Origin of the sequence: Pseudomonas sp. TR47, assembly GCF_044143025.1 — a bacterium.
Taxonomy (GTDB): domain Bacteria; phylum Pseudomonadota; class Gammaproteobacteria; order Pseudomonadales; family Pseudomonadaceae; genus Aquipseudomonas; species Aquipseudomonas putida_E.
In genome coordinates, this window is sequence record NZ_JBHFCS010000021.1 from 1 (window position 1) to 18,509 (window position 18,509).

At 62.1% G+C, this 18,509-nt stretch carries 19 protein-coding genes; 4 read left to right on the forward strand and 15 right to left on the reverse strand.

Translation table 11 applies throughout. The annotated features are described in order from the left end of the window. The coding region (locus ACEWE8_RS19810) for a hypothetical protein (RefSeq protein WP_395589354.1) at nt 1-245 on the forward strand (245 nt) is incomplete at its 5' end. Here the strand turns inward: ACEWE8_RS19810 and msrQ are convergent. The 9 genes from msrQ to mrcB all read right to left on the reverse strand — a co-directional run bounded on the left by msrQ (nt 214) and on the right by mrcB (nt 10,074). Further along, nucleotides 214-828, reverse strand: a complete 615-nt coding sequence (msrQ, locus tag ACEWE8_RS19815; RefSeq protein WP_046788179.1) for a protein-methionine-sulfoxide reductase heme-binding subunit MsrQ — start codon at nt 826-828, stop codon at nt 214-216. The genes ACEWE8_RS19810 and msrQ overlap by 32 nt on opposite strands. Further along, nucleotides 828-1,841, reverse strand: coding sequence for a protein-methionine-sulfoxide reductase catalytic subunit MsrP (gene msrP, locus ACEWE8_RS19820; RefSeq protein WP_046788178.1), 1,014 nt, complete (start codon nt 1,839-1,841; stop codon nt 828-830). Before msrP ends, msrQ begins: the two co-directional genes overlap by 1 nt. Before the next feature lie 76 nt (nt 1,842-1,917). Next, the gene (pssA, locus tag ACEWE8_RS19825) at nt 1,918-2,769 is read right to left on the reverse strand and encodes a CDP-diacylglycerol--serine O-phosphatidyltransferase (protein ID WP_012312687.1); all 852 of its coding nucleotides are present in this window, start codon (nt 2,767-2,769) and stop codon (nt 1,918-1,920) included. A gap of 150 nt (nt 2,770-2,919) precedes the next feature. Continuing rightward, nucleotides 2,920-3,936: a ketol-acid reductoisomerase gene (gene ilvC, locus ACEWE8_RS19830; RefSeq protein WP_012312686.1), complete on the reverse strand. Its 1,017-nt coding sequence runs from the start codon at nt 3,934-3,936 to the stop codon at nt 2,920-2,922. A gap of 54 nt (nt 3,937-3,990) precedes the next feature. After that, nucleotides 3,991-4,482 carry an acetolactate synthase small subunit gene (ilvN, locus tag ACEWE8_RS19835; protein ID WP_003250040.1) on the reverse strand — a complete coding sequence of 164 codons (492 nt, stop codon included), beginning with the start codon at nt 4,480-4,482 and terminating at the stop codon, nt 3,991-3,993. Between the two features lies 1 nt (nt 4,483). Continuing rightward, nucleotides 4,484-6,208 carry an acetolactate synthase 3 large subunit gene (locus tag ACEWE8_RS19840; RefSeq protein ID WP_115275469.1) on the reverse strand — a complete coding sequence of 575 codons (1,725 nt, stop codon included), beginning with the start codon at nt 6,206-6,208 and terminating at the stop codon, nt 4,484-4,486. Between the two features lie 414 nt (nt 6,209-6,622). After that, complete coding sequence (locus ACEWE8_RS19845) at nt 6,623-6,949, reverse strand: YqcC family protein (RefSeq protein ID WP_012312684.1); 327 nt, start codon at nt 6,947-6,949, stop codon at nt 6,623-6,625. After that, complete coding sequence (locus tag ACEWE8_RS19850) at nt 6,949-7,737, reverse strand: M48 family metallopeptidase (RefSeq protein WP_046788177.1); 789 nt, start codon at nt 7,735-7,737, stop codon at nt 6,949-6,951. Before ACEWE8_RS19850 ends, ACEWE8_RS19845 begins: the two co-directional genes overlap by 1 nt. A 15-nt stretch (nt 7,738-7,752) precedes the next feature. Beyond that, on the reverse strand, nt 7,753-10,074 hold the full coding sequence (gene mrcB, locus ACEWE8_RS19855; protein WP_046788176.1) for a penicillin-binding protein 1B: 2,322 nt from the start codon (nt 10,072-10,074) through the stop codon (nt 7,753-7,755). Between the two features lie 117 nt (nt 10,075-10,191). On the opposite strand from mrcB, the gene ACEWE8_RS19860 reads away from it, so the two are divergent. Both ACEWE8_RS19860 and ACEWE8_RS19865 read left to right on the forward strand, forming a co-directional pair. Further along, entirely contained in the window at nt 10,192-11,754 is a 1,563-nt protein-coding gene (locus tag ACEWE8_RS19860) for a bifunctional aminoglycoside phosphotransferase/ATP-binding protein (RefSeq protein WP_119688260.1), read from the forward strand. A gap of 177 nt (nt 11,755-11,931) precedes the next feature. Beyond that, nucleotides 11,932-12,210, forward strand: a complete 279-nt coding sequence (locus ACEWE8_RS19865) for a TfoX/Sxy family protein (protein WP_012312680.1) — start codon at nt 11,932-11,934, stop codon at nt 12,208-12,210. Nucleotides 12,211-12,411: 201 nt separating this feature from the next. Here the strand turns inward: ACEWE8_RS19865 and ACEWE8_RS19870 are convergent, their stop codons facing one another. From ACEWE8_RS19870 to ACEWE8_RS19885, 4 genes are read right to left on the reverse strand one after another with little or no spacing between them, the layout of a single operon-like run. Further along, nucleotides 12,412-13,299 carry a ChaN family lipoprotein gene (locus ACEWE8_RS19870; RefSeq protein ID WP_395589355.1) on the reverse strand — a complete coding sequence of 296 codons (888 nt, stop codon included), beginning with the start codon at nt 13,297-13,299 and terminating at the stop codon, nt 12,412-12,414. Between the two features lie 12 nt (nt 13,300-13,311). Next, entirely contained in the window at nt 13,312-14,079 is a 768-nt protein-coding gene (locus ACEWE8_RS19875) for a heme ABC transporter ATP-binding protein (protein ID WP_046788173.1), read from the reverse strand. Beyond that, entirely contained in the window at nt 14,079-15,062 is a 984-nt protein-coding gene (locus ACEWE8_RS19880) for an iron ABC transporter permease (RefSeq protein ID WP_174142464.1), read from the reverse strand. The genes ACEWE8_RS19875 and ACEWE8_RS19880 overlap by 1 nt, the downstream gene beginning before the upstream one ends. Before the next feature lie 50 nt (nt 15,063-15,112). Further along, nucleotides 15,113-15,997, reverse strand: coding sequence for a hemin ABC transporter substrate-binding protein (locus tag ACEWE8_RS19885; protein ID WP_046788171.1), 885 nt, complete (start codon nt 15,995-15,997; stop codon nt 15,113-15,115). Between the two features lie 149 nt (nt 15,998-16,146). On the opposite strand from ACEWE8_RS19885, the gene ACEWE8_RS19890 reads away from it, so the two are divergent. Next, on the forward strand, nt 16,147-16,464 hold the full coding sequence (locus tag ACEWE8_RS19890) for a Rieske (2Fe-2S) protein (RefSeq protein WP_046788170.1): 318 nt from the start codon (nt 16,147-16,149) through the stop codon (nt 16,462-16,464). Here the strand turns inward: ACEWE8_RS19890 and sfsA are convergent. Both sfsA and ACEWE8_RS19900 read right to left on the reverse strand, forming a co-directional pair. Continuing rightward, nucleotides 16,454-17,167, reverse strand: a complete 714-nt coding sequence (gene sfsA / locus ACEWE8_RS19895; RefSeq protein WP_046788169.1) for a DNA/RNA nuclease SfsA — start codon at nt 17,165-17,167, stop codon at nt 16,454-16,456. The two genes, ACEWE8_RS19890 and sfsA, sit on opposite strands and share 11 nt — an antisense overlap. After that, the gene (locus tag ACEWE8_RS19900) at nt 17,167-18,339 is read right to left on the reverse strand and encodes a pyridoxal phosphate-dependent aminotransferase (RefSeq protein ID WP_046788168.1); all 1,173 of its coding nucleotides are present in this window, start codon (nt 18,337-18,339) and stop codon (nt 17,167-17,169) included. The genes sfsA and ACEWE8_RS19900 overlap by 1 nt, the downstream gene beginning before the upstream one ends. Between the last annotated feature and the right edge of the window lie 170 nt (nt 18,340-18,509).

The window sequence follows — 18,509 nt, forward strand, 5'->3', positions numbered from 1 at the left end:
CCGCTATCGATCAGGCGATCGAAGCACCACCAGCACTACCTGGATTAAGCAACTCTTTGAATTTCAAGGAGTTTCTCGTTCCGACTACGCTGGAAGTGGGGCGCATTATAAGGGGATTCGAACGCCCGTCAAGGCTTAATTTCAAGAAATTGAAATATAGGCGGAAATGGCCCTATCAAGCACAGCAGGTGTTCGCCATTGTCCTTTTAGCGCCTAGGAAGCCACCCTTCCCCGACGCCCCATGATTCGAGGCACTCGCCGCGCCACCGCCGGCACCCGCAGCACCATCAACACGCCAGCAATGGCCGCGTAGATCGCCCACTCGCGCAGATCGGAGCGCACAATCCACAGGAAGTGCAGCAGGCCCAAACCGAGAATCACATACACAAGCTTGTGCAGTTTCTTCCAGCGCGCGCCCAAGCGCCGCTGACTGTAACGATTGGAAGTCACCGCCAACGCCAGCAAGCCAAGGAAGCCGAGCGCCCCCACAATGATGTACGGCCGCTTGCGCAGCTCGACGGCAAACTGCCCCCAATCGAGCCCCAGGATAAAGAACAGGTAGCAAAGGAGGTGCAGCACGATATAGGCAAAACACCACAACCCCAGTTGCCGACGCACAACGATCCACCCCGACCAGCCTGTCAGCTTCTGCAGCGGCGTCATGCTCAGCGTGATCAAAAGGAAGATCAACGCCCCCAGCCCAAGCCGATCCATAAGGATCTTCCCCGGGTCCGGTCCGAGCAGGTTCATCGCCGCCTCATACAACCACCACAGCGGAAACAGACAACCCACTATAAAGATAGCCAGGCGCAGCCAGGGATAACGCATCAATAGTTCTTCCGCAGGTCGAGGCCAGCGTACAGCGACGCCACTTCATCGGCGTAGCCATTGAACATCTGTGTCTGTCGCACGTTGGGGCTGAACAGGCCACTGGGCAGGCGCCGTTCGCGCGCCTGGCTCCAGCGCGGGTGATCGACCTCGGGGTTCACGTTGGCATAGAAACCATATTCATCAGGCGCAAGACTCTCCCAGGTCGTGCGCGGCCGTTCGGCCACCAGGCTGATCCGCACGATCGACTTGATACTCTTGAACCCGTACTTCCACGGCACCACCAGGCGCAGCGGCGCACCGTTCTGGTTGGGCAACTCGCGCCCATACATGCCGACCGCCAGGATGGCCAGCGGGTTCATCGCCTCATCCAGGCGCAAGCCCTCTTCGTACGGCCAATCGATCAACGCGAAGCCCGAACGCTGCCCCGGCATGTGCTGCGGATCCTGCAGGGTCTCGAACCGTACATAACGCGCTTTTGAGGTCGGTTCAACCTGCTTGAGCACTTGCGCCAGGGGAAAGCCCAACCAGGGGATGACCATTGACCAGGCCTCCACGCAGCGTAACCGATAGATACGCTCCTCAAGCGCGTAGGGTTTGACAAAGTCTTCCAGCGCATAACGCCCGGGCTTGCCAACCTCACCATCGACCACCACCGACCAGGGTTCGGTCTTCAGGCTCCCGCCATTGGCGGCGGGGTCGCCTTTATCAGGCCCGAACTCATAGAAGTTGTTGTAATGAGTGGCATCCTTGAAGGGCGTGATCGCCTCGTCTTTTACCGTCACCGCTTGCCAACGCGTGTCAGCCAGCTTGCTGGTGAACCAGGCCGGTGCGTTGCCTGCCTCGACATCTGCGTAACGCGATGTTTGGGCCGCGCGCGCCGCAAAGGGCATCGCACCCAGCGCAACGCCGGCCATGGAGCCACCCAACAGGGTACGACGGGAAAGGTAGATGCTTTCGGGAGTGATCTCCGATGCCTTGCAATCGGAAGACCTGGGAAGCTTTATGAGCATGACGGCTCCACAGCACTGGTTAACGGATGTACCAGTAAGACTATGGAGCCGCAGGGTTATTCCATCATTAAATCATTCAGGATTTACGATGGCGGCCTTTGAGCAGGAACTGGATCGGACCAGAAGCGGCGTAGGCAAGGAAAATCAGCAGCAAGATGCGCGGCGGGTCGCTGAATACCACGGCAAACACCAGCACCACCGCCAGGATCGCCACGAACGGCACGCGGCCCTTGAGGTCGAGCTCCTTGAAGCTGTTGTACTTGATGTTGCTGACCATCAACATACCGGCGGCGGCAACCAGCAGTGCCACCAGGAACGACAACTTGGAGCCCTGGATACCATAGTCGCTGAAGGCCCATACGGTACCGGCGACCACACCAGCGGCAGCTGGGCTGGCCAGGCCGATGAAGTAGCGCTTGTCGGCAGTACCGACCTGGGTATTGAAACGCGCCAGGCGCAGCGCGGCACCGGCCACATAGATGAAGGCGACCATCCAGCCGACCTTGCCCATGTCGCCCAGCGCCCAGCCAAAGGCCAGCAGGGCCGGGGCCACGCCGAAGGCGACCATGTCCGACAACGAGTCGTACTCGGCCCCGAAGGCGCTCTGGGTGTTGGTCATGCGGGCGACACGGCCATCGAGGCCGTCGAGCACCATGGCCACGAAGATGGCGATGGCGGCAAAGGCAAAGTACTTGCTCGCCTCGCGCGGGTCGCCAGCACTGAGGGCGCTCTGCGCGCTCATCGAGTTGATGATGGAATAGAAACCGGCAAACAGGTTGGCGGTGGTGAACAGGTTGGGCAACAGATAGATACCGCGATGGCGCACCTTGCGCCCTTCGGCATCATGCCCTTCTTCAACGTGCTCATCGACGGGTAGCAGGCTTTCGGCGTCGGAGGGCTTGTTCGGCTCTTCGGGACGTTCGCTCATGGAGGGTACCTTGCAACAGGATGGAAAATGTTCGACACGGGCCCGCGAAACAGGTTCTGACGGCAGGCCACTGGTCTGCTTTATACCAGAAGCTGAATGCCAGAACGAAAAAACGCGGCCGAAGCCGCGTTTTTCATCATTCGATAAGACTCAGTTCTTGGTCTTGTCGACGATTTTGTTAGCCGAGATCCACGGCATCATCGAACGCAGTTGCTCGCCGATGACTTCGATACCGTGAGCGGCGTTGTTGCGACGCTTGGCGGTCATCGATGGGTAGTTGGTGGCGCCTTCGGAGATGAACATCTTCGCGTACTCGCCGTCCTGGATGCGCTTCAGAGCGTTGCGCATGGCCTTGCGGGATTCTTCGTTGATGACTTCCGGACCGGTGACGTACTCACCGTATTCGGCGTTGTTGGAGATCGAGTAGTTCATGTTGGCGATGCCGCCTTCGTACATGAGGTCGACGATCAGCTTCAGCTCGTGCAAGCACTCGAAGTAGGCCATTTCCGGCGCGTAGCCAGCTTCGACCAGGGTTTCGAAACCGGCTTTGACCAGCTCGACGGTACCGCCGCACAGAACGGCCTGCTCACCGAACAGGTCGGTTTCAGTCTCGTCCTTGAAGGTGGTTTCGATGATGCCGGTACGGCCGCCACCAACGCCCGAAGCGTAGGACAGGGCGACGTTCTTGGCGTTGCCGGAGGCGTCCTGGTAGATAGCGATCAGGTCAGGGATACCGCCGCCTTTGACGAACTCGGAACGCACGGTATGGCCCGGGGCCTTCGGCGCGATCATGATTACGTCGAGGTCGGCACGTGGAACGACCTGGTTGTAATGGATCGAGAAACCGTGGGAGAAGGCCAGGGTGGCGCCTTTCTTGATGTTCGGCTCGATTTCGTTCTTGTACAGAGCGCCCTGGAACTCGTCCGGGGTCAGGATCATGACCAGGTCGGCAGCAGCGACGGCGGTGGCGACGTCGGCCACTTTCAGGCCGTGGGCTTCAGCCTTGGCAACGGTAGCCGAACCTTTACGCAGACCGACGGTAACGTCTACACCGGAGTCCTTCAGGTTGCACGCTTGGGCGTGGCCCTGGGAACCGTAACCGATGATGGCGACTTTCTTGCCCTGGATGATGGAAAGGTCGCAGTCTTTATCGTAGAAAACTTTCATGAAATACCCCTGGTTATATCTCGGCCCCTGCGGAGCCATCGCTAATTTTTGAATTCAGATGCTGAGCACTTTGTCGCCACGGGCAATGCCGGTGACGCCACTGCGCACGGTTTCGAGAATCGATGCAGTGCCGATGGCCTGGATGAAGCTGTCCAGTTTATCGCTGGTACCACTGAGCTGTACGGTGTACACGCTGGCGGTAACGTCGACGATCTGGCCACGGAAGATGTCCGTGGTGCGCTTGATCTCGGCACGCTGGGCACCGGTGGCCTTGACCTTGACCAGCATCAGTTCACGCTCGATGTGAGCGCTTTCCGACAGGTCGACAAGCTTGACCACTTCGACCAGCTTGTTGAGGTTCTTGGTGATCTGTTCGATCACTTCGTCATGGCCAACGGTGGTCAGCGTCAGACGCGACAGGGTCGGGTCTTCGGTGGGCGCCACGGTCAGGCTTTCAATGTTGTAGTTGCGCTGGGAGAACAGGCCGACCACGCGGGACAGAGCACCGGGTTCGTTTTCCAGCAGCAGGGAAATGATGTGCCGCATATCAGGTACGCTCCGTCTTGCTCAGCCACATGTCACGCATCGAGCCATCCTTGATCTGCATCGGATAGACGTGCTCGGTACGGTCGACCGCGATGTCGATGAACACCAGGCGGTCCTTCATCGCGAAGGCTTCTTCGAGCTTCGGCTTGAGGTCCTTCAGGCTGGTGATGCGGATACCCACATGGCCATAGGCCTCGGCCAGCTTGATGAAGTCAGGCAGCGACTCGACATAGGAGTGCGAGTGACGGCCGTTGTAGGCCATGTCCTGCCACTGACGGACCATGCCCAGCACGCCGTTGTTCAGGTTGACGATTTTCACCGGCAGGCCGTACTGCATGCAGGTGGACAGCTCCTGGATGTTCATCTGGATGCTGCCTTCGCCAGTCACGCAGGCCACGTCCTGATCCGGGAAATTGAGCTTGATGCCCATGGCTGCCGGGAAACCGAAGCCCATGGTGCCCAGGCCACCGGAGTTGATCCAGCGGTTCGGCTTGTTGAAGCGGTAGTACTGTGCTGCGAACATCTGGTGCTGACCGACGTCGGAGGTGACGAAAGCATCGCCGTTGGTCACTTCGCACAAGGTCTCGATGACGGTCTGCGGCTTGATGACGCTGCCGTCGCCCTTGTTGTAGGGGAACAGGTCGCCATTACCGCGCCACTCGTCGATCTGCTTCCACCAGGCTTCGGCCGCTGCCTTGTCTGGCTGCTCGCCGATTTCCTTGAGGATGCCCAGCATCTCGTTCAACACGCTGTCGACCGGGCCCACGATCGGCACATCGGCCTTGATCATTTTGGAGATCGACGCCGGATCGATGTCGATGTGAATGATCTTGGCATTCGGGCAGAACTTGGCCGGGCCATTGACCACGCGGTCATCGAAGCGTGCGCCGACCGCGAAAATCACATCGGCATTGTGCATGGCCATGTTCGCGGTGTAGCTACCGTGCATGCCGAGCATGCCCAGGAACTGGCGGTCGGTACCCGGGAAGCAGCCAAGGCCCATCAGGGTATTGGTGACTGGCAGGTTCAGCGACTTGGCGATTTCGGTCAGCGCTTCGGAGCCACCACCGAGAATCACACCGCCACCGGCATAGACGATCGGACGCTTGGCAGCCAGCAGCATCTCGGCAGCCTTGCGGATCTGGCCGGAGTGGCCACGCACTGCCGGGCTGTAGGAGCGCAGCTTGACCTTCTTCGGATAGACGTATTCGAACTTCTCGGCCGGGTTGGTCATATCTTTTGGAATGTCGACCACGACCGGGCCTGGACGGCCGGATTGCGCCAGATAGAAGGCTTTTTTCAGAACTTCAGGGATCTCGGTAGCGTGCTTGATCATGAAGCTGTGCTTCACGATCGGCCGCGAGATGCCGATCATGTCGGTTTCCTGGAAGGCATCGGTACCCACCATGGTGCTAGGCACCTGGCCGGACAGGATGACCATCGGAATCGAGTCCATGTAAGCGGTGGCAATACCGGTGATGGCATTGGTCGCGCCCGGGCCGGAGGTTACCAGCACCACACCGGCCTTGCCGGTGGCGCGGGCGTAGCCGTCCGCCATATGGGTAGCAGCCTGCTCGTGACGAACCAGGATGTGCTCGACTTCCGGTTCCTTGAACAGGGCGTCGTAAACATGCAGGAGAGCACCACCAGGGTACCCGTAGATGTGCTTAACGCCTTCGTCACGCAAGAAGCGGACGACCATCTCAGCGCCAGATAAAAGCTCCACGTTGTTCACCTCTAAAACGCCAGAATACCGTCCCTAGTGGACGGGTCTTAATAGGTTTACTGCCAAGCAGAGCATGAGCGAACGTCAGCACTGACTGAGCAAGTATTGGGAGCACCCCAGAGTGTTGCGGGGTTATCCCACCCAGCGCGAGGTAACGCGTTGCGGGGTGTAACAGGTCGGCGCGGGTGTGCGCCTCATGATCTGCTTAGCGGGTCTGCTTCTGGCAGTCCCTCTAAAGCGGAAACTGGATTCTTGTGATTTGGCGGCTACAAGTCAAGAAAAATTATTGCCAATTTTTCCTCAAGATGAATTCCTGCCACCACTAAAAACCGACACAGCAGCAGGAAAAATAACTTTTTCACAAAAAAGGGCCACAATCTGCGGCCCCTGAAGGAAAAAGAGAAGAAATCAGGCTCAAGCAGCGATCAATTGATCGAACTCTGCCAGCAGGCGCCGCAACTCACGACTCTGCTCCGGCCGGTCGACGAACACCGTCTCGGCCATCACCAGAATGCTCGAGGCGTTGGGCAGCGGTTGACCAAGCTCGATGATGATCTTCATGCGCGGCAGGAATATCCACTGCAGCCACTGCTCGAAGCTCATGCTATCGACCGCAAAAGGCACTGTGCTGGCCAGCGCCTCATCGCTTGGCGGCTCGTCAGCCCACCAGCCCTGCACGATCAACTCACGCTCGATGAGCAGCAGGTGGTCGGCGATGTCCAGAATGCGCTGCTCGATCATCAGGAGTTGACCCGCGCTTTTTGCCGGGCCAGCGCGGCGCCGGCGCTGTCACCCTGCTTCTCACGGGCCTGGGCGATGGTGTTCCACAGCTCGGCCTGAAGGTCAGGGCGACCATTGGCATAGGTCAGGGCACGGCGCGCCAATTGCTCGGCCTGCGCCGCATCGCCCTGGGACAGGCGCACCTGCGCCAGACGGAACAGTACCTGCGGCTCACGCGGGGCGATGCGCTGGGCGCGCTCCAGGCTCGAGGCCGCACCGTTGAAGTCGCCACTGCCCTGTTGCGACTGGGCGGTGGTCAACAATGCCAGCACCGGGCCATCGAGCTGCTCGTCAGCCGACAGCCCCCCGGATGCCGCACTGCTGCGCGGAATGCCGGTTGGCGCGCTGGCAGCGGCCGGGGCACTGTTCATCGACGCGATGTCGAACGGTTCGTCGGCGATCGGGTTGGGGTTGGTCGTCATCGGTGCAGATGTGCCGGGGCCAGTGGTAATCGGCGTGGTGCTGATCGGGGCCACGCCATTGCCTGCCGGGAACGTCTGGATGCCCGTGGCACCGGCACCTTGCGGAATCATCACGGTCACGCCGGAGTCCTCAGGCAGGGTCTGCGCCTGCGAGGTGCCATTGCTGATGCCGGCCGCCGAGCGGTTGGCCGTCACGCGTTCACTGTTGGACACCCGTGTGCTTGAGTCCACAACCGGGATGTTGCCACGCTGAACGCTGGAACAGCCCTGCAGCACCACCAGTGCCGTCACGGCAGGAAACCACCACTTTTTCACTTCACACCTCATCAATGCTGCCAGGGCTTAATTCATCCAGCCTTTGACCCAGTCCATGACCGATTCTGCCGGATTCTGCTCGCCGCCACAGATCGCGCCGGCGGGCGGTTCGCTCCCGCGAATATACGGCATCTGCACCGCCCCCGGACAGCTTGCGTCGGAACCCTGCCCACTGTAGGGGTCGATCCAGGCCTGTACCACGTTGTCCGGTTGCGGCATGTCCAGCGGCAGCGGGTCAGCCTTCTTCATGAAGCTGGTCCACACCTGCAGGGCACCGGTGGCGCCAGTGAACGGCGTCTTGCCGTTATCGTCACGGCCCATCCACACCACCGCCAGCAGGTCCTGGCTGAAGCCTGAGAACCAGCTGTCACGCGAGTCGTTACTGGTACCGGTCTTGCCCGCCAGGGTCAGCGACCTGGGCAGCACGTTGTACACGGAGCGGCCGGTACCTTCGCGCATCACCCGCTGCATCGCGTTCTGTACCAGGTAGATGGAGCCCGGATCGAAGGTCTGCTGGATCTGGAACGGGTAACGCTTGAGCGGCTCACCTTCGGCGGTGAGCACACTGCGGATGCCGCGCATCGGCGTATTGAAACCGCCATTGGCGATGGTCTGGTACATGGTCGCCACCTGCATCGGCGACATGCCACCGGCCCCCAGCAGCATTGCCGGGAACGCTGGCCAGTCGACATTGACCCCGAGCCGGCCGATGGTCTTGATGACGTTGGGCACACCCACTTCCAGGCCGATCTTGGCGGTCGACAGGTTGTAGGAGTTGGCCAGCCCCTGGTACAGGTAAATGGTGCCATGCGGGCGGCGGTCATAGTTTTGCGGGCGCCACACCTGGCCATTGGCGCCCTTGACCGAAAACGCCTCGTCCTGCACCCAGCTGGTCAGGGTGTACTTGCTCGGCTGCTCCAGCGCGGTCAGGTACACCGCCGGCTTGACCAGCGAGCCAATCGGCCGCACGGCATCGATGGCACGGTTGAAGCCGGCGAATCCGGCCTGACGACTGCCGATAATGGCCTGCACCTCACCGGTTTCCGGGTTGGTCACGACCATCGCCGATTCGACCTCGTCAGCGCCTTTGCGCCCCGACAGACGCTTGAAGGTCTCATTCATCGAGGTTTCGGCCTTCATCTGCAGGATCGGGTCGAAACTGGTGAAGATGCGCAGGCCCTCTTCAGTCAAGTCTTCGTCGCGATAGTCCTGGCGCAGCTGGCGCTTGACCAGGTCGAGGAAGGCCGGGAACGAGCTGTCGGCCAGGCTGCCTCGCTTGGTCACGCCCAGCGGCATCTTCTTCGCCGCATCGACCGCTTCCTGGCTCGCAACACCCTGCTCGGCCACAAGGTCCAGGACCAGGTTACGCCGCGCCAGCGCCCGCTCGGGGTGGCGACGCGGGTTGTAGTAGGACGGCCCTTTGACCATACCCACCAACAGGGCGATCTGGTGCAATTTAAGCTCCGACAGCGGTTGGCTGAAGAAGAACTGGCTGGCCAGGCCAAAGCCATGCACGGCGCGCTGGCCATCTTGGCCGACGAACACCTCGTTGAGGTAGGCCTCGAGAATTTCGCGCTTGTCGTAGTGCATCTCCAGCAGTACGGCCATCATCGCTTCGGTCAGCTTGCGGCTGAGGGTGCGCTCGCTGGTCAGGTAGAAGTTCTTCACCAACTGCTGGGTCAGGGTACTGCCACCCTGGCGCATGGAACCGGAGGAGGTGTTGATCCACATTGCGCGGGCGATGGACTTTGGCGACACGCCGAAGTGGCTGTAGAAGTCTCGGTCTTCGGTTGCCACCAGGGTTTCGAGCAAGTACGGCGGCACCTGATCGATCTTGATCAGGATGCGGTCCTCGAGGTTCTTCGGGTAGATACCCCCGATCATCAACGGCTCGAGGCGCACCACATCCAGCTTGCCATTGTTGGCGCCGGACAGCCCGGCAACGTAGTCGCCGGAGAAGCGCACACGCACGAACTGCGCGGGCTCCATACCCTCGTAGAACTGGAAGCCGCGGGTGTTGAGGTCGACGGTGTTACCGTTGACAGCAGCAGCGCCCGGGCCATTGGCCGCGCTTTCACGCCGGTAGCCGAGGGCATCGAGTTCGGTGAGGAAGTCGTTCTTGCTCAGCTTCTGGCCGACGAACAGCTCCAGCGGCCGGGCGTACACCTTGGCAGGGATGGTCCAGCGCTTGCCGGAGAACTTCTCCTGGACGACAGCATCGAGGTAAACCGCGAAGCCGGCAACGATCACCAGGCCGACCAGGCTGAGCTTCAACGCCCAGCCCAGCCAGGCGCGCGAGCGGCCGGTCGGGCGTTTCTTAGGAGTACGGGAATTTCGGGTTCGAGTCATGGCGGCGGATTATACGCACTTTGTAAAGGCTGGGCAGGCGCCCTCTGGCGGTATGCAGGGACGGCACCATTGACCATAATGGCGCCTTCGAATTCCCTGCCCCCGGAAGGATTTCCCGTGAGCCAAGCCTTGATCAAAGCGTTGCAGAACCCTGCCCTCTACCCTCACCCCGTGGACGGGTTCCAACTCATCGAGACGCATATCTCCTGGGTCCTGCTCACTGGCGAATACGCCTACAAGATCAAGAAGCCGATGAATTTCGGCTTCCTCGACTTCACCGGGCTTGATCAGCGCCAGCATTTCTGTAACGAAGAGTTGCGCCTGAACCAGCGCCTGACCGACGGCCTGTACCTGGAAGTGCTGCCGATCACTGGCAGCGCCGAAGCCCCGCAGCTCGGCGGTGAAGGTGCGGCGATCGAGTACGCGCTGAAAATGCGCCAGTTCCCGCAGGGGCAGATGCTCAACACCCTGCAGGCCAACGGTGAACTCAATGCCGGGCACATCGACCAAATGGCCCGGCAGATCGCCGAATTCCACCTGCAAACTCCGAAAGTGCCCGCCGAGCAGCCCTATGGCTCACCTGAAAGCGTCATGGCCCCGGTCGAGCAAAACTTCGAGCAGATCCGCCCATTCCTCAGTGACAAGGCCGACCTGCAGCAGCTGGACAACCTGCAGGCCTGGGCGCGCAGCAGTTTCGAACGCCTTGAAGGCCTGTTCGCGGCGCGCAAGGCCAATGGGTTCACCCGCGAATGCCATGGCGACATTCATTTGGGTAACGCCACCGTGATCGATGGCAAGGTGGTGATCTTCGACTGCATCGAGTTCAATGAACCGTTCCGCATGACCGACGTCTGGGCCGACACCGGTTTCCTCGCCATGGACCTGGAAGACCGCGGCCTCAAATGCCTGGCGCGGCGCTTCGTCAGCCAGTACCTGGAGCTGACCGGCGACTATGAAGGCCTGGAAGTGTTGAACTTCTACAAGGCCTACCGCGCCCTGGTCCGCGCCAAGATCGCCCTGTTCAGCATGCCGGCCAATGCCGATGGCGTGCAGCGCGCCACCAGCCTGCGCACCTACCGCAACTACGCCAACCTGGCTGAAAGCTACAGCGCCATCCCTTCGCGCCTGCTGGCCATCACCCACGGCGTCTCGGCAGTGGGCAAGAGCCACGTCGCCATGCGCCTGGTCGAAGCCTTGGGCGCCGTGCGCGTGCGTTCCGATGTGGAGCGCAAGCGCCTGTTCGGTGAACAGCAGAAAGCCGAAGCAGGCCAACTGCAAGCCGGCATCTACGACAACGATGCCAGCACCGCCACCTACCAGCGCCTGCACCAGCTTGCCGCGACCATCCTGCGCGCAGGCTTCCCGGTAGTGCTCGATGCCACTTACCTCAAGCACGAACACCGCAAGGCCGCAGCCGAGGTCGCGAGCGATACCGGCGTGCCACTGCTGATCCTCGATTGCCAGGCCCCGGAGGCGGTCATCGCCAGTTGGCTGGCGCAGCGCCTGGCCCAGAATAGCGACCCGTCGGACGCCACCCTGGAAGTGGTCAAGGCACAGCAGGCCAGCCGTGAGCCATTGGATGACGTTGAACTGCAGCAGAGCACACGTGTTGATACTCAGGATGCCAGCAGCATGGACCAGGTGATCGACCAGGTCCGTCAGCGTTTGCCCGGTCTTTGATTCAACGCAATTCGGGCCGGCAATTGGCCGGCCCGCATTCCTGCACCCACCGCAAACAGGGCATCTCGTCGCCCCCGATGGCAAAAGGCCGCGCATTTTCCAACCCCCGCTACACTCCTCTCTGACCTGCTCGCGATTTATCCCCTAATACCCGTTCAGCCATCGCAAGGAGGCTCGATGAACGATGAATTGCAGCATCTGAAGAATCTTGGAAAGACCTCCGCGCAGTGGTTGCATGCGGCCGGTATCCACAGTGCATCGGATTTGCGTCGACTCGGCGCGGTAGGTGCGTACCAGGCCGTGAAAACCCGAGGATTCCGGGCGTCGAAGGTGTTGCTGTACGCCATTGAAGGCGCGCTGCTGGACATGCACTGGAACGATTTGCCGGCCGAGCGCAAGCAAGCGCTCAATCAACAACTGGATGCGAAATGCCCTGCGCAAAAAAATGCAAAATAAACATCAGATGGGGATTGACTCGATAATGAGAATCGTTATGATTATCACAACTGGTCGCGAGACTGGTTGGATAAGCTGAAAGCCCCTGGTTCGGACTCTCAGATTATCTCCTCATCAGGCTAATCACGGTTATTGACCCGGCATTTTTGCCGGGTCTTTTTTTTGCTTGTCACTGCATTGTCAGCGCTCGCGCTTCCCCGTCTACCTACGCAACCGTGCGCAATAGTCCTGCTCCGGCATCGCAGCCGTATACCACACAAAGTCTGCCATCCCCGCCTCGACCTGCTGACCGACCTCGGCCAACAGCAGCACTTTGCTCTGCCCCTCGGCCCCCAGGTCGGCAAGGTGCAGCGGCACGCCCAGGTCCTTGCGTGCGTGGAATGCACCGGCGAACAACAAGGCCGGCTGCGGCGCTGCCAGCAGCCGCTCGGCAATGCGCCGGTCACGTTGTTGCTGAACGGCCAGCATGGCCGGCAACTGGCTCTCGGGGAGCAAATTACAGTGCCCGACCCTCACCTGCTCGAGCAATGCCGCCTTTACTGACGGGGCATTGGACTGCGCCCCCGGCACCGCCGCCGCCTGCCGGTAGGCTTGGCGCATTTCGCCAGGCGACAGGTTGGCGGCCAGAAGGGGAATATGGTTACCCAGTGCTTCACGTACGATCGGCCCGTACAGCTGCCAGTCCCAGCCCTCCTGCCACGCCAGGGCCTTGGGCAGGTCCTGCGGCAACCGGGCCTGGCCTTCAACCGCATCGACCCGTGACTGCTGCTGCGGTTGCAGCATTTCCAGAAGCAGGCTGCCCTGGGCACGCCGGGCCTGCATGGCGCGGATCAACCAAAGTTGCAAGGCGTGATGGTCGGCATTGTCATGCTTTTCGCCTACCAGCACTCGCGGTACGCCAGCCAGTTGCTCGACCAGCTGTTCCGGGCTGATGACCTTGCCACTGGCCAGGTCGTGGATTTGCCCCAGGTCTGCGCTGTCACGCCCCTCGCTACTCTGCCAGGCGGGTAACGGCGGCAAGCTGGCCTGGCAGCCACCCAACGCCAGCAACAAGCCCAGCAACGCGCCAGACAGTAAGGAATGATGCATCGGCAACGCCTCCTAGCGGGTGATGATCAGCGGATGCCCCCGTTCCGGATGGGCCTGCACCAATACGTCAATGCCGAACACGGCCTTGAGCGCCCTGGGCGTCAATACCTCCTGCGGCGACGCCAGAGCATGGGCACGGCCGCCTTCGAGCAACAGGATACGATCACAGTAGCGCGCCGCCAGGTTCAGGTCATGCAGGATCACCAATACCGCTGCGCCGCGATCGGCAAAACTGCGCACGGCTTGCAAGGTGGTGTGCTGGTGCAAGGGATCGAGCATCGAGGTCGGCTCGTCAAGCAGCAGCGTAGTCCCCTCCTCACCCGGCCAAAGCTGAGCCAGTACGCGGGCCAGATGCACCCGTTGCCGCTCTCCGCCCGACAAAGCCAGGTAACTGCGACCCAGCAGGTGCCAGGCATCCGCCGCGCGCAGGGCCGCCTCAACGATCTCAGCGTCACGCACCTGGCCGCTGTCATGCGGCATTCGCCCCATGCCCACCACTTCCTCGACCCTGAACGCAAAGCCCAGGCTGGACACCTGCGGCAACACCGCCAGGCGCCTGGCCCGCGCCTGCCCAGGCCAATCGGCCAACGGCCGGCCCTGCAGCGTCACGCTTCCTTGGCCGGGCGACAGCTCGCCACACAGCACGCCCAGCAGGCTGCTCTTGCCTGCACCATTCGGCCCGAGCACGCCCATGACCTGGCCCGGGAGCAATTGCAGGTGGAGGTCTTGCAGTACTTCATTCCCACCACGACGCAGGTACAGGCCCTCGACTTGCAACATCAGCTGCGCCCTCTGATCAGCAGAACCAGGAAAAACGGCGCACCGATAAATGCCGTGACAATACCGATCGGCAACTCGGCCGGCGCCAGAGCCAACCGCGCCACCAGGTCGGCGAGCAGCATCAGCACGCCGCCGGCCAACAACGAGGCGGGCAACACCACGCGGTGATCAGGCCCGGCCAGCAAGCGCACCAGGTGCGGTACCACCAGGCCGATGAAGCCGATAAGCCCCGCCGCCGCAACGGCCGCTCCCACACCCAAGGCCGTGCAGAACACCAACTCGCGCTTGAGCCGCTCCACCTCGATCCCCAGGTGCCGCGCCTCGGACTCGCCCAGCAGCAAGGCATTGAGCGCCCGCGCCCGGCGCGGCAACCACAGCGCGACGCCTGCGGCAACGATCAGCAACGGCCACAGCCGGTCGTAGCTGGCACCATTGAGACTGCCCAGGTTCCAGAAGGTCAGCGTGCGCAGGGTGGCATCGTCGGCCAGATAGGAAAACAGGCCAACCGCCGCGCCCCCCAGCGCAGTCATGGCTACACCGGCCAGCAACATTGTGGCCACATTGGTCTGCCCGTCGCGCCGCCCAAGGCGATAGACCAGCGCGGTGACCCCGAGGCCGCCGGCAAAGGCGCACAGTGACAATAAGTAAGGTGCGAAAGCCTCAGGCATGCCGCCAAACCAACTACCGCCAACGATAGCCACTGCGGCGCCCATTGCGGCACCGGCGGAGACACCCACAAGCCCAGGGTCGGCCAGCGGATTGCGGAACAACCCCTGCATGGCCACACCGCACAGCGCCAGCACCGCCCCCACTGCCAAACCCAGCAGTGTGCGTGGCAGGCGAATCTGGCCCAGGATCATTTCGGCCTGCTGCAGGCCTTCGCCATCGATGCGCAGCCCCGATAACCGCAGGCCCGCGCGCAAGGTATCGAACAGCGGCAAGCTCACAGGGCCCAACGCGAGTGACAGCCATACCGCCAACAGGCACAGCAGGCTCAGGCAGATAATCAGTGTACGTGGCTGCACGCGCGGCTTCATTGCGTGAAGCTGACCTTTGCCGCCGGGTAGAGCGCAGCCGCCAGGTCTTGCAGGGCCAGCGGCAAGCGCGGGCCCAGGCCGCCAACCAGCAAGGTCGGGTCGAGTGGCACCAGGCGCCTGTCGCGTACCGCGCGGGAGGCGTTCAGGGCCGGGTTTTCCTTGAGCAGTGCCTGCAGGGCCTGGTCGCCGACCAAGGCGCGGTCGGAGAACACCACGACATCCGGGTCCAGCGCCGCCAACGCCTCATTGGAGAAGTTCTTGTATCCCTGATGCTCCGCCAGGTTTCGCCCACCTGCCTGACGCAGCAGCCAGTCACCTGCGGTGCCCTGCCCGGCAATCAGCGGTTTGGCACCGGCATGGCCGACCAGCAACAGCACACCCGGCACCTTGTGGCTGGCCTGGGCCTGCTTGACCTGCTCCTGCAATACCTCGAGCTGCTGATGATAATCGGCAACGAGTTGCGCGGCCTTCTGCTCGGCGCCGAGCAACATACCCAACTGCTCGAGGTTTGCATCCACGGCGGCGAGGTCAGCCTTGCTGGAGAACAGCTCCACCCGAACGCCGGCTTTGCGGATTTGCGCAAGCACAGGTGGCGGCCCCATCTCTTCTGTGCCCACCAGTACATCCGGGCGCAAGCTGAGAATGCCCTCTGCGGACAACTGGCGCTGGTAACCGATACTTGGCAGGCCCTTGAGTGACTCAGGATGCTGGCTGGTGGTGTCCACACCCACCAGGCGCGGCTCGCCGCCCAGTGCGCTGATCCACTCGCTCAATGCGCCGCCAGCACTGACCCAGCGCTGTGGCAGGTCGGCGGCCAGGGCTTGGGTGCAAGCAACCAGGGCCACACACAAGGCAAGCAAGACAGCGGGACGACGCATCATCGGATTCCTTCTGAAGGCGAGCCACACGCCTTGTGGCGAACGGCGGAACTGCGCACCATAGACAACCGGGCGCAGCGATAGCGGGCAATTTGATAATTATTCGCATTGACGCGTCAAGCCATCACTTGTTTCACGAGTCGTTCCCGCAAATGCACTTCCTTTGTACTTCCGCAGTGCTGGCCGAGGGCCACAGCCGCGCCTTCAGCGTAGACGGCACCGAACTGTTCGGCGTGCGTCGCCAGGGCCGTGTGCACCTGTATCGCAACCGCTGCCCGCACCGGGGTATCCCCTTGAACTGGCAGGCGGACGCATTTCTCGATGACAGTGCCAGCCTGATCCACTGCGCCCATCACGGGGCGCTGTTCCTGATTGAGAATGGCGAATGCGTGGCAGGCCCCTGCGAAGGTGACGCGCTGCAGGCCCTGGACTGCCTGGAAGATAGCCAGGGCATCTGGCTCAGGGGTTGAGCAGCACCGGTAGCGGACGGTCGATGACGATGTGCCCGGTATCCAGGCGCGCACCATAGGCCAGCACCTCTACTCCATCCGCCACCGCGGTGCGCAGTGCCCGGGCATAAGCCGCATCGATCTCGTCGGCCGGGCGCACCGCTTCGATGCCTGTCAGGTTCACACAGTACAACTGCACCGCACGTATACCTTGCCGGGCCAGCGTCGCCAGTTCGCGCAGGTGCTTGGCACCGCGCTGGGTGACAGCATCCGGGAAAGCGGCCACTGCCGTGTCCGGGTACCCCAGTGTCACGCTCTTGACCTCGACGTAGGCCGGCCCGTGGTCGAACTCCAGGCGAAAGTCCACCCGGCTGCCTTCTTCACCGTAGGCCACCTCACGTTTGAGTGCAGTGAAGCCCGCCAGCTCTCGGATCACGCCGGCGCGAAGCGCTTCTTCGACCAGCGCGTTGGCCCGCCCCGTGTTGACGCAGGCCAGCCGCCCTTGGGGCGTTTCACTGATTTCCCAGGTGCCCGGCAGCTTGCGCTTGGGGTCGTTGGAGCGACTGAACCAGACCTGCCCGCCCTCACGCATGCAATTGAGCATGGAGCCGGTGTTGGGGCAATGGATGGTCAGTTGCTCCCCATTGGCCAGTTCGATGTCCGCCAGGAACCGCTTGTAGCGGCGCAACAGCCGCCCCTGCTCGAGTGGAGGAAAGAACACCATCAGCCTTGCCAGCTCCGTAAGCCACGGGCGATGCGCTGGACCGCTTCCTCCAGCCGCGGCAGGCTCTGGGTGTAGGCAAAGCGCACATGATGGCCAGCCAGGTGGCGACCAAAGTCCAGGCCCGGCGTGAACGCCAGGTGCTCGGTTTCCAGAAAGTGCCGACAAAAGGCAAAGGCATCGCCACCGAAGGCACTGATGTCGGCATATAGATAGAACGCGCCCTGCGGCTCCACGGCAATGCGAAAGCCCAGTTCGCGCAGGGCGGGCAACAGGTAGTCGCGACGACGGGCAAACTCGGCGCGGCGCGCTTCGAATATTGCCAGGGTTTCAGGCTGGAAGCAGGCCAGTGCGGCGTGCTGGGCCATGCTGGGCGCGCTGATGTACAGATTTTGCGCCAGCTTTTCCAGATCGGCCACGGCGTCAGGCGGGGCAACCAGCCAGCCAAGCCGCCACCCGGTCATGCCGAAATACTTGGAAAAACTATTCAGGACGAATGCCGAATCATCCACCTCCAGGACGCTCGCAGCGTCCATGCCGTACGTCAGCCCGTGGTAGATCTCGTCCACCACCAGGTGGCCATTTCGTTCGCGGGTGGCCTTGGCCAGGCTGGCCAGCTCATCACGCTCCAGCACCGTACCGGTGGGGTTGGCTGGCGAGGCGACCAGGGCACCGACGGTGTCCTGGTTCCAGTGGCGGGCCACCAGGTCGGCGGTCAGCTGGTAGTTCACCTCAGGCCCGACAGGTACCAGTTGCGCACCACCCTCGACCAGTCGCAGGAAGTGGCGGTTGCATGGATAGCCGGGGTCTGCCAACAGCCAGTGCTTGCCCGGGTCGACCAGCAGGCTGCTGGCCAACAGCAGCGCGCCAGAGCCCCCCGGGGTGATCAGGATGCGTTCAGGGTCCACCGCAACGCCATAACGCTGGTCGTAAAAACCCGCAATCGCCTCGCGCAGTGCCGGCAGGCCACGCGCGGCGGTATAGCGGGTATGCCCGGCAGCCAGCGCTGCCTGGCCTGCCTCGACGATAGGCGCGGCAGTGGTGAAGTCCGGCTCGCCGATCTCCAGGTGGATCACATCATGACCGGCCGCTTGCAGCTCGTTGGCCCGCGCCAGCAACGCCATGACGTGGAAGGGTTCGATGGCGCGGCTGCGCGCACTGTAGGGGTGAGCCATGACCTTCTCTCAATTGGGTCTAAACTGGTGATTCTACCTCTGCGCGGCACCGAACGTGCGCTTCACGGCGCTGTCAACAGCTAGGACCGGGCGGGCTAGCGCACCCCCGATCTATCTGGTAAGTTCGGCGGCTCGCAGTCGCAGGGCCGGCGGGTGCCGGAGATGGAGCA

Bases quoted from the DNA above. Each gene is read 5' to 3' on its own strand.
- msrQ (WP_046788179.1), bottom strand. From the start codon at position 828: ATGCGTTATCCCTGGCTGCGCCTGGCTATCTTTATAGTGGGTTGTCTG.
- msrP (WP_046788178.1), bottom strand. From the start codon at position 1,841: ATGCTCATAAAGCTTCCCAGGTCTTCCGATTGCAAGGCATCGGAGATC.
- pssA (WP_012312687.1), bottom strand. From the start codon at position 2,769: ATGAGCGAACGTCCCGAAGAGCCGAACAAGCCCTCCGACGCCGAAAGC.
- ilvC (WP_012312686.1), bottom strand. From the start codon at position 3,936: ATGAAAGTTTTCTACGATAAAGACTGCGACCTTTCCATCATCCAGGGC.
- ilvN (WP_003250040.1), bottom strand. From the start codon at position 4,482: ATGCGGCACATCATTTCCCTGCTGCTGGAAAACGAACCCGGTGCTCTG.
- ACEWE8_RS19845 (WP_012312684.1), bottom strand. From the start codon at position 6,949: ATGATCGAGCAGCGCATTCTGGACATCGCCGACCACCTGCTGCTCATC.
- ACEWE8_RS19850 (WP_046788177.1), bottom strand. From the start codon at position 7,737: ATGAGGTGTGAAGTGAAAAAGTGGTGGTTTCCTGCCGTGACGGCACTG.
- mrcB (WP_046788176.1), bottom strand. From the start codon at position 10,074: ATGACTCGAACCCGAAATTCCCGTACTCCTAAGAAACGCCCGACCGGC.
- ACEWE8_RS19865 (WP_012312680.1), top strand. From the start codon at position 11,932: ATGAACGATGAATTGCAGCATCTGAAGAATCTTGGAAAGACCTCCGCG.
- ACEWE8_RS19870 (WP_395589355.1), bottom strand. From the start codon at position 13,299: ATGCATCATTCCTTACTGTCTGGCGCGTTGCTGGGCTTGTTGCTGGCG.
- ACEWE8_RS19875 (WP_046788173.1), bottom strand. From the start codon at position 14,079: ATGTTGCAAGTCGAGGGCCTGTACCTGCGTCGTGGTGGGAATGAAGTA.
- ACEWE8_RS19885 (WP_046788171.1), bottom strand. From the start codon at position 15,997: ATGATGCGTCGTCCCGCTGTCTTGCTTGCCTTGTGTGTGGCCCTGGTT.
- ACEWE8_RS19890 (WP_046788170.1), top strand. From the start codon at position 16,147: ATGCACTTCCTTTGTACTTCCGCAGTGCTGGCCGAGGGCCACAGCCGC.
- sfsA (WP_046788169.1), bottom strand. From the start codon at position 17,167: ATGGTGTTCTTTCCTCCACTCGAGCAGGGGCGGCTGTTGCGCCGCTAC.
- ACEWE8_RS19900 (WP_046788168.1), bottom strand. From the start codon at position 18,339: ATGGCTCACCCCTACAGTGCGCGCAGCCGCGCCATCGAACCCTTCCAC.